This window comes from Lentzea miocenica (genome assembly GCF_033949945.1).
Lineage (GTDB): Bacteria > Actinomycetota > Actinomycetes > Mycobacteriales > Pseudonocardiaceae > Lentzea > Lentzea miocenica.
This window is the reverse complement of sequence record NZ_JAXAVW010000022.1, coordinates 166,868-183,690: the sequence shown is the minus strand read 5'-3', so window position 1 is coordinate 183,690 and position 16,823 is coordinate 166,868. Positions and strand designations below refer to the sequence as shown.

The window sequence follows — 16,823 nt, the reverse complement described above, 5'->3', positions numbered from 1 at the left end:
ATTGGGTCGGCTCGCCTTCGGCCTCGCCGCTTGCCTTCGGCCTCGCCGCTTGCCTTCGGCCTCGCCGCTTGCCTTCGGCCTCGCCGCTTGCCTTCGGCCTCGCCGCTTGCCTTCGGCCTCGCGGGTTAGTGCTGGTAGGTCGGGGTGATGATTGCTCGCGCGAGGGTGTGGAAGGCGAGGTTGAAGCTGACCACTGCGGGGGAGGCGTCGCTGTCGACGTCCAGTTTGTCCACGTCTACTGCGTGTACGACGAAGTAGTAGCGGTGTGGGTGGTCGCCCTTGGGTGGGGCGGCGCCTCCGAAGGCGTGGGTGCTGTAGTCGGAGCGGACGTGGAAGGCGTCACCCGGAAGTGTGGCGTCCGAGGTGCCTGCGCCGGTGTCCAATTGGGTGGTGGTCGCGGGGATGTTCACCGCTACCCAGTGCCAGAAGCCGGAGGGGGTGGGGGCGTCGGGGTCGTAGCAGGTGACCACGAAACTGCGGGTTTCGGTGGGGAAGCCGGACCAGGAGAGCTGGGGTGAGGTGTTGCCGCCTTCGAAGACCTGGGCGTCGGGGAGTTGTTCGCCGTCGCGCACGTCTGTTGAGGTCACGGTGAAGGTGCCTACCTGCGGGAGCAGCTGGTAGGGGTCTGGAGCGACTGGGCGCTCGAGGCTCATGGAACTCCTCCTTTTTGTGATCAGTTCGAGCCTATCCCCGTGCAACCGGGAGGGCCCGCGCGGCGTCTTTCGCGTGGAGGGGGAAACTTCGATGGGTAGGTTGCGGCTTTTTGCTGCGTTTTTGCTGGTTGTCGGGCTGGTGTCGTGTGGGGAGCCGCCTGACGCCGAGACCGGTGGGCCTGTGCTGACCACGGGGTCGTCGGCGGTGGCGACCACTACGCCGGAGCGGCCCAAGCGGATGTTCGAGCCGCCGTATCCGTATGGGACGGTGCAGGCGAAGGCGCCTGCGATCGTGGACGGGATGGTGCCGGTTGTTACGCACATTCCGATGGACAAGCCGTATGTGTTCATCACGATCGACGACGGGGCTGTGCAGCATCCGAAGGCGCGCGAGTTGATGATCGAGGCCGGGGTGTGGCCGTCGGCCTTCTTGAACACGAAGTACGCCGAGGGGCACAAGGACTACTTCAAGAACCTGCCGGTGACGGTGCACAGTCACACGAGCAACCACCCGAACCTGCAGGGCAAGGGGTTCGAGTTCCAGAAGAACGAGATCTGCGGGAACGCGGACTTCCTTGCGGCCGACTACGGCAAGCGGCCCACGTTGTTCCGGCCGCCGTTCGGCAACTACGACGCGACCACTCGGCATGCGGCTGCGAGTTGTGGGTTCAAGGCGCTGGTCAACTGGACGGCCGCGGTCAACGACGGGCGGGTGCAGTTTCAGTCCGGGGACAAGCTCAAGGCCGGGGACATCGTGCTGATGCACTTCCGGACGACGTTCGTCGAGGACTTCACGGCGTTCCTGAACCGGGCGAAGCAGGACGGGCTGACGCCGGTGCCGTTGGAGGACTTCCTGGGGTAGGCGGGGCAACCCGGAGGGCTGCCCGAGCGTGAGCATCGCGGACGCCTTCTTGGGAAGAGGGGGAAGATGAAGCGAATCGCAGCAGCGCTCGTCGCCGTGGGGATGGCGATGAGCATCGTTCCGGCGGCTTCCGCGGCCGACTATGCGCAGCTCACCAACGTTCGGACTGGGCACCACGCGACGTTTGACCGCGTGGTGTTCGACCTGACGGGTGGGCAGCCGGAGGACAGCGTCTCGTCGGTTCCGGAGCCGGTGAGCTGTGGCTCTGGCAAGCCGATCTCGGCGCCGGGGGTGGAGTTCCTGGAGGTGCGGTTGCAGCCGGCCGACGGGCACTCGTACACCGGGTCGCGCAAGATCACGACGGGGCTGCCGACGGCGCAGAGCGTGGTGTTCACCTGTGATTTCGAGGCGGACCTGTCGATCGCGATCGGCGTCAACCACCGCGACCCGACCTATCGGGCCTACTTCCTGACCGGCCCGCTCCGGTACGTGGTCGACATCAACCACAGCTGACGTTCGCAGGGGGAGAAGGAAATGAAGCGACTTGCAGCGGTGCTGCTCGCCGTGCTCGCGGTGTTCACGGTCGTGCCGATGGCGTCGGCCAGTGGGCACGCTGAGCTCACGAACATCCGGACGGGCGTGCACGACAATTTCGAGCGGATCGTGCTCGACATGAACGGTCTGCCGGGCAACTACATCTCCAGGGACACCACCGGGGTCACGAACTGCGCTTCCGGCGAGCCGGTTCCGGTGAATGGCGTGAAGGTCCTCGACACGATGATCTACGGCGCCGCGACGTACGACGAGAACTTCGACCCGACGTACACCGGGCCGCGCAACTTCGTGCCGCAGGGGCTGACCAACGTGAAGGGGGTCGCCATCACGTGCGACTTCGAGGGGACGCTCGGCATCGCGGTCGGGTACGACGACCCGAACTCGTGGCACAAGGTCTTCACGCTGACCAACCCGGACCGGCTTGTCATCGACGTCTACTCGTTCTGACGCAACTGTGGTCTGAGTCACACGTCTTACTGGGCATCAAGAGCCCTGGAGAGGGGGCGCAAGATGAACAGACGCCTTGCCGCGGTGCTGCTGGCGGTGCTGACGGTGTTCACGTTCGTCCCGATCGCGTCGGCGCAGAGCACGCCCACGCTGTCGAACATCCGGACCGGCCAGCACGCCGGGTTCAGCCGGGTGGTGCTGGACCTGTCCGGTCTGCCGACGGAGCACCGGGTCAGTGAGGTCACCAGCGTCTCGCACTGCGCTTCCGGGAATCCGATCACCGTTGCGGGCCCTGGGATCCAGGAGATCCTGGCGGTCACGCTGATCGGTGCGGCAGCGCACGACGACAACGGGAACCTCACGTACACCGGGTCGCAGAACTTCGCGACGCCTGGCCTCCAGCACATCCGCGGGGTCGCGCTCACGTGCGACTTCGAGGCCACGCTGGGAGTTGCGGTTGGTTACAACAACACCAACTCGTGGCACCGCGTGTTCACGCTGACGAGCCCGAACCGGCTCGTCATCGATGTTGGTCTGTAGACAGCAAAGCCTCGTGGGGGCAGTAGTCGCCGCTACTGCCCCCACGAGGGGCCTTAGCCAGAAGCCGTTACGCCGCAACGGTCGTGACGGCTTCTTCCTTCGAGAGCGCGTGCTCCAGCACCTCGGCCACATCTGACACGAAGTGCACGGTCAGTTCCTTCCGGACCGACTCCGGCACGTCCTCCAGGTCCGGCTCGTTGCGCTGAGGCAGCAACACGGTCGTGATGCCCGCACGGTGAGCGGCGAGCAGCTTCTGCTTCACGCCACCGATCGGCAACACCCTGCCGGTCAACGAGATCTCGCCCGTCATCGCCACGTCCGAGCGCACCGGGCGGCCGGAGAGCAGCGACGCCAGCGCCGTCGTCATCGTGACGCCCGCGGACGGACCGTCCTTCGGCACCGCGCCCGCCGGGACGTGGATGTGCACGCCACGGCCTTCCAGCGTCGCCGCCTTGTCGTCGTGCGAACGCAGGTACGACAGCGCGATCTGCGCGGACTCCTTCATCACGTCGCCCAGCTGGCCCGTGAGGGTCACGCCGGACGCGCCGGTGTCCTTGGGTGCCAGCGAGGCCTCGATGAACAGCACGTCGCCACCGACGCCCGTGACGGCCAGGCCCGTTGCCACGCCGGGGACCGAGGTGCGCTCGGCCGACTCGGGCGTGTTCTTCGGGCTGCCCAGGTACGACTTCAGCGACGGCTGGTCGACCGTGATCGGCAGTTCCTCCTCGCCCAGGGCCACCTTCGCGGTCACCTTGCGCAGGACCCGCGAGAGGGCCCGCTCCAGTTGCCGCACACCGGCTTCCCGCGTGTACTCGCCCGCGAGCTGGTGCAGCGCGGCCTTGTCGAACGTGACGTCCTCAGGCGTGAGGCCGGCGCGTTCGATCTGCCGCGGCAGCAGGTGCCCGCTGGCGATCGTGACCTTCTCGTCCTCGGTGTAGCCGTCGAGCTGCACGAGTTCCATGCGGTCGAGCAGCGGCGCCGGGATCGACTCCAGCACGTTCGCGGTCGCGAGGAACACGACGTCCGAGAGGTCGAGCTCGACCTCCAGGTAGTGGTCGCGGAACGTGTGGTTCTGTGCCGGGTCGAGGACTTCCAGCAACGCCGCCGTGGGGTCGCCGCGGTAGTCGGAGCCGACCTTGTCGATCTCGTCGAGCAGCACGACGGGGTTCATCGATCCCGCCTCGCTGATCGCGCGGACGATCCGGCCCGGCAGCGCGCCGACGTACGTGCGGCGGTGACCGCGGATCTCGGCCTCGTCCCGCACGCCGCCGAGGGCCACGCGAACGAACTTGCGGCCCATCGCCCGTGCCACGGACTCACCGAGCGAGGTCTTGCCCACGCCGGGAGGGCCCGTCAGAGCCAGCACGGCGCCGGAACGACGTCCGCCGACGACGCCCATGCCACGGTCGGCACGACGCTTGCGCACGGCCAGGTACTCGGTGATGCGCTGCTTCACGTCGTCCAGGCCGGCGTGGTCCGCGTCGAGGATTTCGCGTGCGGCCTTGATGTCGTAGGAGTCCTCGGTCCGCTCGTTCCACGGAATCTCGAGAACGGTGTCGAGCCACGTCCGGATCCAGCCCACCTCCGGCGACTGCTCCGAGGTGCGCTCCAGCTTGTCGACCTCGGCCAGCGCGGCCTTGAGGACCTTCTCCGGCAGCTCGGCGGCCTCGACGCGGGCCCGGTAGTCCTCCTGCTCGGTGGCGGGCTTGCCGTCGAGCTCGGCCAGTTCCTTGCGGATCGCGGCCATCTGCTGGCGCAGCAGGAACTCCCGCTGCTGCTTCTCGACGCCTTCCTTGACGTCCTTGGCGATCGTCTCGTTGACGTCCAGCTCGGTCAGGTGCGCCTGACCCCACTCCACCAGCTTCTCCAGCCGCGTGGTGACGTCACTCGTCTCCAGCAGCCAGACCTTCTGCTTCTCGTCGAGGTACGACGCGTAACCAGCGAGGTCCGCCAGCACCGACGGGTCGTCGATCTGCTGGACCGAGTCGACCATCTGCCACGCACCACGCGTCTGCAGGATGTTCGTCACGAGCGCGCGGTACTGCTTCGCGAGCTCCCGCGTCCGCTCGGTGATCGGGGACTCGTCCGCGACCGTGGCCTCGACCCACAGCGCCGCGCCCGGCCCCGTGGTGCCCGTGCCGATGCGCACGCGCTTGGTGCCGCGCACGACGGCAGCGCGCTCGCCGCCCGGCAGGCGGCCCACCTGTTCGATCTCGGCCAGTGTTCCCACGGCCGCGTACTTCCCGTCCAGACGTGGAACGAGCAGCACTTGATGATTCGCCGCGGTCGTGGCCGCGTCGACGGCCGCGCGGGCCTCGGCGCTCGCGTCCGCACCGGAGATGCGGATCGGCACGACCATGCCGGGCAGCACCACGACGTCGTCCAGCGGCAGTACCGGCAGGGCCAGCGTCTCGCCCATCACATCATCCTCCAAAGTTGAGTCTGTACCGCTCAACCATCTGGAGCCGGGTGGTGTTCCCCTGAGGTGTTCGCTGTCAGCGAGCAAGCTCTGGCGAGTGGCTGACCAGCGAAATCGGCCCGCGCCGGACGGGCAGGGCGTCGCCTTCTTCGACGGTACGCCCGCTCAGGACGGCCGGGCGGGGCTCGCGGACCCGGTGAGTGTCGTCGTAACGGGTGACGTATCGGCCACCGACATCGGTTCGGGTGCACGACGGTGGACACCCGTGCGGCGACGAGCGAGGATGCGCGCGTGATGGAAGAGCTGAAGTGGGTCCCGTCCACGGTCGACGTCACTCGCCCGAGCGTGGCGCGGATGTACGACTACTACCTGGGTGGCTCGCACAACTTCGAGGCCGACCGCGCCGCCGCGAAGCAGGTGGAGCAGATCTTCCCCGGCGTCGCCCAGAGCGCGCAGGCGAACCGCTCGTTCCTGCGCAGGGTCGTCCGCCACCTCGCGGCGCAGGGCGTCGACCAGTTCCTCGACCTGGGTTCGGGCATCCCTACCGTGGGCAACGTCCACGAGATCGCCCAGCACGACAACCCGGACGCCCGCGTGGTCTACGTCGACTTCGAGCCCGTCGCCGTCTCGCACAGCAACGCCCTGCTGGCCGACAACCCCAACGCCAACGCGATCCTCGCCGACCTGCGCGCGACCTCGTCGGTGATGGCCGGCGCCCGCGAGACGCTCGACTTCTCCCGGCCGATCGGCGTGCTGATCATCGCGGCGCTGCACTTCGTCCCGGACAGCGACAGCCCGTACGAGGCCGTCGCCGAGTACATGTCGGAGCTGCCCTCCGGTTCGTACCTGGCCATCACCCACGCCACCTGGGACACCCTCAACGCCGAGGAACGCGCGGAGGCCGCCGAGATCGCCAAGATCTACAGCAGTTCGGACAACAAACTCACGATGCGCACGCACGCCGAGGTCACCCGGTTCTTCGACGGCATGGAGATGCTGGAGCCGGGCGTGGTCGTGGTCAACGACTGGCGCCCGGACTCCTTCGAGGACAACCACACGGGCATCTACGGCGCGGTCGCCCGCAAGCCCTGAAGCAGGCGGTCCCGGATCCCGTTCGTCTCGCGGTCGGTGAGGGTGCGTTCCGGCGCCCTCATCGTCACGCGGAGGAGCACGTTCTTCTGGCCCGGCCTCGCTTCCAGCCGGTCCTGGACGTGTGCCGGCAGTCGTTCGGCCGGGGTCTCGCTCAGGATCGTGATCTCCTCGATCACGTCCTCCGGCACGAGCGCGCGGATCCGATCGCCCAGCGTCTCGATGTCCTCGTCGACGTCGGCCATGATCGAGATGTCCCTGACGGCCGCCGGGTGCCGGGAGCTCGGCCGGTACTCGTCGAGGTCCAGCATCTGCGTGGCGATCCGCGGGTCGGTGTTGCGCAGCAGCCGGATGTCCGGGATTCCCTTGCGCAGCATCAGAATCCGGTCCAGACCCAGACCCATCGCGAGACCGTGCGGATGGTCTTTGAGGACGTGCCGCGCGGCTCGTCCGCACTCGCCGATCTCCACCCACTCGCCGTCGTCCCACACGTCGATCTGCTTGCCGTGCGTGGTGTACGGGTGTTGCGCGTCAATCGTGCGGTATCGCTTGCCGGGCAACAACGTCGTGACGACCGTGTCGATGAGGTCGCTCAGTTGTTCCTGTCGCCGGGAGATCCGCCAGACGTCCAGCTGGTGCGGCGTGCCGGTGTGCAGGCGGTCGACCGTGTCACGGCGGTAGACGAGGCCCGGGCAGAGCAGCGTCACGTCCGGGATCGCCGCACGCAACGCCGGTGGGATCATCGCCGTTGTGTGGCTGCGCAGCATGCACGTCTCGCTGACGTACCTGGTGTAGCGGGCTTCCCTGGTGATCGCGTCCGCCGGATAGCCGAGGTGCTCGTAGTTGTGCTCCACCGGGACGAGCGGGTGGTGGCGGACTTCCAGGGCGTTGTCGACGGCAGCCTTGAGATCGGCGATCAACAGCTGCATCGCGTGCGGGCCCTGCGCGGGATCGGTGAGATCACGGACGTTCAGGGCGTGCACGAGTTCATCGGTGCGGTACATGGGACTTCCCGTTCTGCTTGGCCTGAGTGGGGTGCGGAGTCCCCCGGACCAACGGGAAGGTTTTTAGGCGCGCGCCACCGCCGCGGGTCGGGGGTGGCTAAATCGCGTCATGACCTCAGGCTAGCGCGCCTACTCGGGTGGCGTCAGCCGCAAATCCGGATCCACCGGCGGCGCTCCGTCGAACGGCCCGGCGTCCTTCAACCGCCCGACCTCGTCCAACGCGATCTCGATCCCTGCCCGGTCCGGATCACCGTCGGCCGGCGGAGTGCGGAACCACTCGTGCAGCTCCTCGGGAATCTCGAACCGGGCGAGCAACTCCTCGTACATCGCGTCGCGGTCAGCGGCCTGCACACCGAGCTCCTGGTACTCGCGCACCGCCATGCGCAGCCGGATCCAGCGGTAGCGGTCGGTGTTCCGCTGCTGCTCGAACCGCTCGCGCAACAGGTCGCCGGCCTTCTGACCGCGCAACGCCAGCCGCCGGATGGTGGCCGGCGGCATGAACAGGTTCGTGCCGCCCTCGTCTCCCGCCTGCCGCACGTGCGCGATCCGGCCGCGGTAGCCGGGGAGCGCGGACTGCATGGTGTCGCGCCAGTCCAGGAACGTGTCCAGAATGGACACGAGAAAGCCCGGCACGGAACCCAGTGTCTTGTAGGGCGTGCCGGACGTCGACGCGTCCTGCTCCGGCAGCCACACCTCGGCCGTGTCGCCGTTCGGGTAGGACTGGAGGCTCAGGCCGAACGTGGGCCAGCGCGGCAGCAGCGAGTCGAAGAAGTGGATCGGGAAGTTGCTGGTGATGCCGCCGTCGGAGAACCAGTGCACGCGCCCGTCCCGGCACAGCGGCACCGCGGCGATCAGGCCGGGGAACGACAGCGACATCCGCACTGCCAGCACAACGGGCAGCCGGTCGCGGGACGGCAGGTCCCGCAACGGCATGTACTCGTGCTGAGGGCACTTGGTGGCCGTCTCCGGCCCGTTCATCTGCTCGACCACCCGGCGCGGCAGCACGTACCCGAGGCACTCCTCGCAGTACTGCCAGCTCTCCTTGAACGGCAACCGGTACGGCCGCCCCTGGGACAGGTCGGTCGTCATCAGCACCAGGTTGATCTCGCCGAGGTCGCCGAACGTCACCGCGTGCTCGGTCCCGGCCAGCGAGTCGAGCTGGTCCGCGATCCAGTCGGCCAGCGGCGGCACACCGGTGGACTTCGGCATGCCCGCCAGCCGGTCGAGCCACGAGGGCGTGAAGTCACCGGTGCCCGGCACGAGTCCGAAGTGGATGGACCGGGCGTTGTGCTTCAGGAACTTCTGCATCGCGTACCCGTAGGTGACGAACAACGCGCTGACCGCCGCGAGCGACAACACCAGCCACACCAGCAGAACGATCGCGGCCGTCGCGTAATGCCGTGAGAACACCAGCCCGAGCACGAGCGGCACCGCGGCGAACACCCACGCGGGCCACGGCAAACTCGACCGCAACGGCCACAGCACCATCACCACGCAGGCGAGTGCGAGCACCACCACCAACGTCGCGAGCCAGCCCGGATACGCCAAGGGCGCCAGCCACGCCGAGTACAGCACCGGCCCGCCGAGCCACAGCAACGTCATCAGCGCCAGCACCGACTTCGCCCGCATGCCGATGGCACCCAGCAACGCGAAGAACAGGCACGAGATCGCGCTGCGCCCAGTGGTCTCCCGCCGCTGCATGGACGCGACCGCGATCCGGTACAGCGCACGGGTTTTCTCGTTGGGCTGGAACAACTGCGCGAGCCGCCACTGGTCCGCACCCGTGCCGGAGGTGAACCAGTCGATCAGCTTGGTGAGCTTCTCGAAGCCGCCGGACGCACGACCGCGCTCGGCGGCCGCCGTGAACCCCGCGGCGATCGCCCCCGCCGACGCGCCACCGATCTGCTTGAACTCGTAGTGGCGCGCCAGCGACGCGACGGCGAGCGGATACACGACGCCGCTGGTCGTGCCTCCGCGCATGGTCAGGTCGCAGTAGCGGTCGTACTCCATGTGCCCATGATCGCGCGATCAGAAGCATTCGTCGTGAAAGTTCACTCGGACGCCATCGAACCGATCTCCACCCGTTGACTTGCTTGCTCAGTCGGACTCGGTCTCGACCGTCTGGCGATAGAGAAGTTCGTAGAGGTGTGCGCCTTTGATGAGAACGGAGGCTTCGACGGGACGTTCGCCGTCGCTGTAGACGACACGCAGTTGGCGGATCACCGGTGTTCCGTCCGGAAGATCGAGTGCCTCGGCCTCCGTCATCGTCGGGGGACGTGCCGAGATCCGGTCGACGAACGCTCGTTGGGGAAATCCGAGCTCTGTCAGCACCTGCGGAGCGCCTCCGCGGATCTTCGCGGGCTTGCCGAGGCTGCTGCCGACGGCGATGTCGGCTGGGTAATACGACGCCGACAGCTCCACGGGCTGGTCGTCGTGGAAGAGGATTCTGTTGCGAACCACGGCTGTTGCTCCTGGTGCCAGCCGCAATCCATCGGCGACGTCCGTCGGTGGCACAGCGGCGGCAACGGCGAGCAGCTCGTAGCGGAAACGGCCCGGCGCAGGCGCGATGTAGGTGGCGGCGTCAACTACGAACGGCTTTCTGTCGCGGACGTAGACACCTTTGCCCACATGGCTGTCGAGGAAGCCTTCATCCTTCAACACCTTGAGCGCGTGCTGAATCGTCGCGTTCGCCGCTCCGTACTGCGCGACGAGCTGTGCGGTGGACGGAAGCTGGGTCCCTGGGCTCAGGTCACCACGCATGATGAGATCGCGCAGGTCTGCTGCGATCTGCTGGTGCCTGGGCCGTAGGTCACGTGCGCGGGGCAAAGCCGGCTCCTCGTCGGGACGTCGTCATCGCGGTCATGGCGTCAGCTCGTAGCGCAACTGTCGCCCGTCGGCCGTCATCGTCATGACGCTGGCTTCGGTGGGAAGATCGTTCTCGGTGAACAGCGTGCGCGCGAGCACCAGCACACAGGACGGTTCGCCGAGTTGCAGAGTCGTCTGCTCGTCCGCAGTTGCCAGGCGCGCGCTGACGTCCTCGCTGATCCGACGCGGTGGGTGACCGAGATCGGCCAGGAGGGCGACCGCGCCGCCGGGGATCTTGCGCGCCTCGGCCAACCGAGTGCCACGAGCCATGGTCGCGGGGTAGTAGGAGTCGGTGAGCTCGACAGGGCGACCGTCGAAGAGCATGAGGCGACGCCTGACGACCACTGCTTCGCCTGAGGTCAAGCCGAGCATGCGGGCGATGGTCGCAGGGGCGGCGACCTCCTCCACGCTGAGCAGCTTCTGGGTTCCGACGCCACCGTGCTCGGCCGCCTCGGCACCCCATGCGTCCCCGCGCTGACCGCTTGCGTACGGCATCGACACGCTCGTCCACGGGCCGACGTTCGTCATCGCTCGCTCTCCTCGGGCTCGCTGTTGCGCCATCGTTGACCTTAGTCGCAAGGTGGCGCGCCCACTCCCCAAATCTTGCTGCCTTTCGGATATCGCAGTAAGGTTTGCCGGTGAAGGGGTGAAGCGATGAGCAATCCGGTCTTGTTTTCTGAACTGCGCCGGCGACTGGCAGACCACCTCGACCTCGTGTCGCGGATCGCCGTCGACGGTGACGGCGCGTCTGTGCTGGCGATGGCGAGGCGGGAGGTGCCGCAGCTGGTCGCCGCGTTGCGGGTGCTGGTCGATGAGCATCAGCCGGATGAGAACGGTCAGTGCAAGCGGTGCCGGAGCGGGCCGATCTGGCGACGGGTCTCGTCGCCCTGCCGGATGTTGATCAACGTCCACCTCGCGACGGGTGCGGCAACGGCGACGACGCGGGAACGCACGTGCTGGCGGCCGCGGCGACACCGGGCAGGGAGCTAGACGTGCCGAAGAGAGTCTCCACCGCGCGTGGTCGTGAATTCGGTGCGTGTGTGCGGGCGGCCATCGCGGCCGCCGGTCTGACCTCGCGCGCCGCGGCCGAAATCCTGAACTGGGACGAGGCCAAGGTTTCGGACGTGGTGAACGGCAAAGGCGGTGTCAGCGAGGTCGAAGTCGCCCTGCTGCTGGGCGTTTGCCGGGTCAGGGCCACCGAAGTCGCCCGCCTGCTGAAGCTGTACGGAGGAATGGATGTCCGTGGCTGGTGGCAGCAACACGGCACATGCACGCCCATCCTGCCTCGCACGGTCGTTGAACACCTGAAGTTGGCCGAGACACTGACGGTGTGGCACACGCACGCGGTGCCGCTCTTTCTGCAGACGGCCGACTACATGCTTGAGGTGCTCATTGCGTCCTCCACCTCACCTGCAGACGAACTGCAGGAACGGATTGAAGCCCAGCTCGCGATGCAAGGACTGCTTCGGCGTGATGTCCGATGCACCATCTACGTCCACGAGCTGGCGCTCCGCCTCCCGATCGGAAGTGATGAGGTGCAAGCAGAACAGCTGTTGCACCTGATGTTCATGGCGAATCGCCCGAACATGGCGATCCGGATCGTGCCCGCAGCGCGCGGGGCGCACGCCGGCATGGCCGGGCCGTTCACGCGGTTGAGCTTCGCGAAGTACGAGCCGATGGTGTGGGTGGAGACCGAGAACTCCAGCCTGTTCTTCGAGAGGGCTGACGCGATCAACGGCTACGAGAAGGTCATCGGCTCGCTTGATGCCGGGGCCTTGGACGAGATCGAGTCCAAGGCCCTGGTGTTCCAGCAGTACGACACGCTTCGTGCTGCCCGCGGCTAGGTCACCAAGTGTCCTCAGTCCGCGACCGCCGCCAGTTCGGCCGGCGTGCCCGACATGATCACGCGGACGTGTTCGGTCACCTTCTCCACCGGCCAGTCCCACCACGCGATCCGTTCCAGCAGCTCGACTTCCTCGTCGCTGTACCGCCTGCGCAGCAACTCGGCCGGGTTCCCGCCCACGATCCCGTAAGCGGGAACGTCCGCCACCACAACCGAACCAGCGGCGATGATCGCCCCGTTCCCGATCCGCACGCCCGGCATGATCAGGGCGTTGTAGCCGATCCACACGTCGTTGCCCACCACCGTGTCCCCGCGGCTGGGCGCGCCGAGAGCGATGTCGAGCGTCTTCTCGCCCCACACGCCGCCGAAGATCGTGAACGGGAACGTCGACACGCCGGCCATGCTGTGGTTGGCGCCGGACATGATGAACCGGACACCCTCCGCCAGCGCGCAGTACCGGCCGATGACCAGCTTCTCGGCGCCGAAGTTGTAGAGCACGTTGCGTTGCTCGAACTGTTCGGCGTGATGCGGGTCGTCGTAGTAGGTGTACTCGCCGATCTCGATCTGTGGGTTCTTCACCAACGGCTTGAGCAGCACCGTGCGTGCGTAGTCCGGCAACGGGTAGAGGTTGTCGGGGGAGGGAATGGTCACGGTGCTCCGATCGGTTCCTCGCTGAACTGCGTGCGGTACAACTTGGCGTAGTGGCCTTCCAGCGCCAGCAACGCCTCATGCGTACCACGCTCGACGATCTGCCCCTTGTCCACGACCAGGATCTGGTCCGCCGCCCGGATCGTCGACAGCCGGTGTGCGATGACCAGCGACGTCCGGCCGGCCAGAGCCTCGACCAACGCCTCCTGCACCGCCGCTTCGGAACGCGAGTCCAGGTGCGCGGTCGCCTCGTCCAGGATCACCACGCGCGGCTTGGCCAGCAGCAACCGGGCGATGGTCAGCCGTTGCCGTTCGCCACCGGACAGCCGGTATCCGCGCTCACCCACCACGGTGTCGAGCTGATCCGGCAACGACGCCACCAGATCCGCCAGCCGGGCCCGCGTCAGCGCGTCCCAGATCTCCTCGTCCGTGGCGGTGGGTGCGGCCAGCCGCAGGTTCGCGCCGATCGACTCGTGGAACAGGTGCCCGTCCTGCGTCACCATGCCCACGGTCTCGCGGATCGAGTCGAACGACAGGTCGCGAACGTCCACACCGGACAGGCGGACGGACCCGGAATCCGTGTCGTACAAACGAGGCAGCAGCGACGCGATCGTCGACTTGCCCGCACCCGACGCGCCGACGAGCGCGATCAGCGAACCGGGCTCGGCGACGAACGAGACCCCGCCGAGAATCTCCTCGCCGCCACGCGTGTCGAGAGAAGCGACCTCCTCCAGCGAAGCCAGCGACACCTTGTCCGCGGACGGGTAGGCGAACTTGACGTCGGAGAACTCGACGGAGACCGGCCCGTCCGGCACGGTCACCGGCGAAGCCTTCTCCTTGATCAACGGCGGCAGGTCCAGCACCTCGAAGACGCGCTCGAACGACACCAGCGCGGTCATCACGTCCACCCGTGCCCCGGCCAACGCCGTCAACGGCGCGTACAGGCGAGTCAGCAGCAGCGCCAGCGTCACGATCGTGCCCGGCGCCATCTGCCCGGCGAACGCGAAGTAGCCGCCCAGCCCGTAGACCAGCGCCAACGCGAGCGATGACACCAACGTCAGCGCGACCAGGAACAGCCACTGGGCCACCGCGGTCCGCACGCCGATGTCGCGCACCCGCCGTGCCCGCGCGCCGAACTCCATGCTCTCCAGCTGCGGCCGGCCGAACAGCTTGATCAACGTCGCACCCGGCGCGGAGAACCGCTCGGTCATCTGGGTCGTCATCGCCGAGTCGAGGTTCGCCGCCTCGCGGTGCATGGACGCCAAACGCTTGCCCATCCGCCGCGCGGGGATCAGGAAGATCGGCAACAGCACCATCGCGAGCACCGTGACCTGCCACGACAGCGTCAGCATCACCGCCAGGGTCAACACGAGCGCGATCACGTTCGTGACGACACCGGAGATGGTCTCGGAGAACGCCCGCTGCGCCGCGATCACGTCGTTGTTCAGCCGCGACACCAGCGCGCCGGTGCGGGTCCGGGTGAAGAACGCGATCGGCATCCGTTGCACGTGGTCGAAGACGGACTGCCGCAGCCGCAGGATCAGGTCCTCGCCGACCCGCGACGACTGCCACCGCTCGGCCAGGGAGAACCCGGCCTCCAGCACCGCCACGCCCGCGATGGCCAGTGACAGCCACACCACGAGCGAGAAGTCGCGGCCGGTGATGATGGTGTCGACCACGCGTCCGGCCAGCACCGGCGAGGCCACCGCGAGCACGGCCGCGACCGCACTGGTGGCGAGCAACGCGTACACAGCCCGCCGCTGCGGGCGGGCGAACCGGGCGACACGCTTCAACGTCGCCCGGCTCACGCGACGGTTTTTCTCGTCCTGCATCGCGCTTTCGAGCGCGTACCAGGCGTTGAAGTCGATGTTCATGAGGACCAGTCTCGAACTTCGACCTATGACGAGGTCAAGCTGTTTTCAGGAACTCGTCGACCTCCGCCAGGGCCGCCGCACGCACTGGCTCAGGCGAGAGGAACAGGTCGTGCATGCCTGCCTTGATCTCCACGACCTTCACCGATGATCCGATCTTCGGACCCCACTTGCGCATGCCCTCGACGTCCAGCACCGCGTCGGCCTTGGAGACGTCCTCGCTCCACTGCTTGGCGTTCAACATGCTCTTGTCGGAGTGCAGCACCAGAACCGGCACCCGCACGTCGAGTCCGTTGTGGACCTTCTCCTGCGCCACGAGGATCGCCCGGATCCACCCGGCCAGCACCGGGAACCCCGCGAGGGGCTTCCACTTCAGGTCGAAGTCCCACTCGCCGTTGCGCGAGCTGTGGATCGCCGCCCCGTACGCCTCGCCGAGGTTCGCGCGGACCTTCACCTTCGGCGCGATCTGGCCGATCAGCTTCACCACCTGCCGCATGAACGGCGGCTCGACGACGTCCAGCCAGGGGCTGTTGAGCACCAACGCGTTGATCAACTCGCTGGCGCGGCGTTCGTGCGCCCACAACGACGTGGTGAGTCCACCCGTCGAGTGCCCCATGAGCACCACACGCGAGTGCTCTTCACGAATCACGGCGATCGCGGCGTCGATCTCCTCGAAGTACACGGCCATGTCGGTCGTGTAGTTCGGGACCTCGCCGTCGCGCAGTGACCGCCCGTAGCCGCGCAGGTCCACCGCGTAGAAGTCGTAGCCCTGGGCCGTGTAGTGCTCGGCCACGTGCTCCTGGAAGAAGTAGTCCGCGAAGCCGTGCACGTAGAGGATCGCGCCCCGGTCGTTGGCCGCGGCACGCCGGCGGACCAGGGTCGCTGATGCCCCGCCGCGCAACGGCAGAACGGTGGTGTCTTCGTCGCTGCTCACCGCGCAAGTTTGCAACCATCCGGCGCCGATTCCGTGCAGCCTTGTCCGGATCGTGTCTAACCTGGGGAGGTGACGGGGGATATTGAGCAATCATCGAGGGTGCGCTTCATGGGCATCAGCCCGCGCGCCTATGAGCATCCTGCCGACCGAGGCGCCCTCGCGGTGCTGAGGGCGGTGCCCGCTGTGGCACCGATCCTCAAGGCGGTCGCGGCGGCCTTCTCCGAACGGGGTGAGCGCCTGCTGCAGGTGGCTTCCTCCGTGCGAGTGGGCCCGAAGCAGTACCCGCAGCTCGATCGCATCCGCAACGAGGTCGCCGCGACGTTCGACCTCGACACGGTGCCCGAGCTCTACGTGCAACGGCACCCGGTCGAGGCGGCGTGGACGAGCGGCATCGACACGCCGTTCATCGTGCTGACCACCGGCCTGGTGGACCTGCTGGACAACGAGGGCCTGCGGTTCGTCATCGGCCACGAGATGGGCCACGTGATGTCGGGCCACGCGCTCTACAACACGCTGCTGCGGCGCCTCATCGGCATCCAGCAGTCCTTCGCGTGGGTGCCGGCCGGCGCGCTGGCCATGCGCGCGGTCATCGCCGCGCTGCGCGAGTGGCAGCGCAAGACCGAGCTGTCGTGCGACCGGGCGGGCCTGCTGGCCTGCCAGGACCCGCAGGCCGCGCTGCGCGCGCACGTCGCGCTCGCGGGCGACCTCGGCGGCCAGGTCGACATCGCCGAGTTCCTCGCCCAGGCGAAGGAGTACGAGGAGGTCGAGGACATCCGCGACAGCATCCTCAAGCTCCTGCACACCGAGGAGCGCACGCACCCGCTGGTCGTGGTGCGGGCCGCCGAGCTGCAGCGCTGGTCGGCGAGCGAGGAGTACCGCGAGATCCTGACCGGCACGTACGCGCGCCGCGAGGACGACCGGCCGACGACCAACCTCACGGACGACGTGAAGGCCGCCGCCCGGTCCTACAAGGAGTCCATGAGCACCTCCGCCGACCCGTTGATCAAGACGATCAACGACATCGGCGAGGCCGTCATGGGCGCGGCGGGCAAGGTCTGGAGCAAGGTTGCTCCGAACGGAGCAGCTGAGTAGC

At 67.6% G+C, this 16,823-nt stretch carries 17 protein-coding genes; 8 read left to right on the top strand and 9 right to left on the bottom strand.

Going from position 1 to position 16,823, the window contains the following annotated elements; translation table 11 throughout:
- Positions 1–125: 125 nt before the first annotated feature.
- A complete protein-coding gene (locus tag SK803_RS26635; protein ID WP_319968832.1) occupies positions 126–653 on the bottom strand; it encodes a YbhB/YbcL family Raf kinase inhibitor-like protein in 528 nt (175 codons plus the stop codon).
- Between the two features lie 181 nt (positions 654–834).
- Between SK803_RS26635 and SK803_RS26630 the strand changes: the two genes are divergently transcribed.
- The 4 genes from SK803_RS26630 (at position 835) to SK803_RS26615 (ending at position 3,057) form a co-directional block, all read left to right on the top strand.
- Positions 835–1,515, top strand: a complete 681-nt coding sequence (locus tag SK803_RS26630) for a polysaccharide deacetylase family protein (RefSeq protein ID WP_319968831.1) — start codon at positions 835–837, stop codon at positions 1,513–1,515.
- Between the two features lie 66 nt (positions 1,516–1,581).
- Positions 1,582–2,028: an AMIN-like domain-containing (lipo)protein gene (locus SK803_RS26625; RefSeq protein WP_319968830.1), complete on the top strand. Its 447-nt coding sequence runs from the start codon at positions 1,582–1,584 to the stop codon at positions 2,026–2,028.
- 21 nt (positions 2,029–2,049) lie between these two features.
- Positions 2,050–2,517, top strand: coding sequence for an AMIN-like domain-containing (lipo)protein (locus tag SK803_RS26620; RefSeq protein WP_319968829.1), 468 nt, complete (start codon positions 2,050–2,052; stop codon positions 2,515–2,517).
- 63 nt (positions 2,518–2,580) lie between these two features.
- Entirely contained in the window at positions 2,581–3,057 is a 477-nt protein-coding gene (locus tag SK803_RS26615) for an AMIN-like domain-containing (lipo)protein (RefSeq protein WP_319968828.1), read from the top strand.
- A gap of 67 nt (positions 3,058–3,124) precedes the next feature.
- On the opposite strand, the gene lon is transcribed toward SK803_RS26615, so the two are convergent.
- Positions 3,125–5,476, bottom strand: a complete 2,352-nt coding sequence (gene lon / locus SK803_RS26610) for an endopeptidase La (protein WP_319968827.1) — start codon at positions 5,474–5,476, stop codon at positions 3,125–3,127.
- 294 nt (positions 5,477–5,770) lie between these two features.
- Between lon and SK803_RS26605 the strand changes: the two genes are divergently transcribed.
- On the top strand, positions 5,771–6,568 hold the full coding sequence (locus tag SK803_RS26605; protein ID WP_319968841.1) for an SAM-dependent methyltransferase: 798 nt from the start codon (positions 5,771–5,773) through the stop codon (positions 6,566–6,568).
- On the opposite strand, the gene srmL is transcribed toward SK803_RS26605, so the two are convergent.
- The 4 genes from srmL to SK803_RS26585 all read right to left on the bottom strand — a co-directional run bounded on the left by srmL (position 6,541) and on the right by SK803_RS26585 (position 10,962).
- Positions 6,541–7,569 carry a PheS-related mystery ligase SrmL gene (gene srmL, locus SK803_RS26600; RefSeq protein WP_319968826.1) on the bottom strand — a complete coding sequence of 343 codons (1,029 nt, stop codon included), beginning with the start codon at positions 7,567–7,569 and terminating at the stop codon, positions 6,541–6,543. The two genes, SK803_RS26605 and srmL, sit on opposite strands and share 28 nt — an antisense overlap.
- Before the next feature lie 129 nt (positions 7,570–7,698).
- On the bottom strand, positions 7,699–9,579 hold the full coding sequence (locus SK803_RS26595) for a patatin-like phospholipase domain-containing protein (RefSeq protein ID WP_319968825.1): 1,881 nt from the start codon (positions 9,577–9,579) through the stop codon (positions 7,699–7,701).
- Between the two features lie 87 nt (positions 9,580–9,666).
- Positions 9,667–10,395 (bottom strand): GntR family transcriptional regulator, encoded by a 729-nt coding sequence (locus SK803_RS26590; RefSeq protein WP_319968824.1) that lies wholly within the window; start codon positions 10,393–10,395, stop codon positions 9,667–9,669.
- Between the two features lie 33 nt (positions 10,396–10,428).
- The gene (locus tag SK803_RS26585) at positions 10,429–10,962 is read right to left on the bottom strand and encodes a GntR family transcriptional regulator (protein WP_319968823.1); all 534 of its coding nucleotides are present in this window, start codon (positions 10,960–10,962) and stop codon (positions 10,429–10,431) included.
- A 126-nt stretch (positions 10,963–11,088) separates the two neighbouring features.
- Between SK803_RS26585 and SK803_RS26580 the strand changes: the two genes are divergently transcribed.
- Both SK803_RS26580 and SK803_RS26575 read left to right on the top strand, forming a co-directional pair.
- Positions 11,089–11,424: a hypothetical protein gene (locus SK803_RS26580; protein ID WP_319968822.1), complete on the top strand. Its 336-nt coding sequence runs from the start codon at positions 11,089–11,091 to the stop codon at positions 11,422–11,424.
- 2 nt (positions 11,425–11,426) lie between these two features.
- Positions 11,427–12,278 carry a DUF5753 domain-containing protein gene (locus SK803_RS26575; protein ID WP_319968821.1) on the top strand — a complete coding sequence of 284 codons (852 nt, stop codon included), beginning with the start codon at positions 11,427–11,429 and terminating at the stop codon, positions 12,276–12,278.
- 14 nt (positions 12,279–12,292) lie between these two features.
- Here SK803_RS26575 and SK803_RS26570 read toward each other — a convergent pair whose 3' ends face one another.
- The 3 genes from SK803_RS26570 to SK803_RS26560 are packed head-to-tail and all read right to left on the bottom strand — an operon-like array spanning position 12,293 to position 15,730.
- The gene (locus SK803_RS26570; RefSeq protein WP_319968820.1) at positions 12,293–12,928 is read right to left on the bottom strand and encodes a CatB-related O-acetyltransferase; all 636 of its coding nucleotides are present in this window, start codon (positions 12,926–12,928) and stop codon (positions 12,293–12,295) included.
- Positions 12,925–14,799 carry an ABC transporter ATP-binding protein gene (locus tag SK803_RS26565; protein ID WP_319968819.1) on the bottom strand — a complete coding sequence of 625 codons (1,875 nt, stop codon included), beginning with the start codon at positions 14,797–14,799 and terminating at the stop codon, positions 12,925–12,927. Before SK803_RS26565 ends, SK803_RS26570 begins: the two co-directional genes overlap by 4 nt.
- 34 nt (positions 14,800–14,833) lie before the next feature.
- Positions 14,834–15,730: an alpha/beta hydrolase gene (locus tag SK803_RS26560; protein ID WP_319968818.1), complete on the bottom strand. Its 897-nt coding sequence runs from the start codon at positions 15,728–15,730 to the stop codon at positions 14,834–14,836.
- A gap of 108 nt (positions 15,731–15,838) precedes the next feature.
- On the opposite strand from SK803_RS26560, the gene SK803_RS26555 reads away from it, so the two are divergent.
- Positions 15,839–16,822, top strand: coding sequence for a M48 family metallopeptidase (locus SK803_RS26555; protein ID WP_406601585.1), 984 nt, complete (start codon positions 15,839–15,841; stop codon positions 16,820–16,822).
- Position 16,823: the final 1 nt, after the last annotated feature.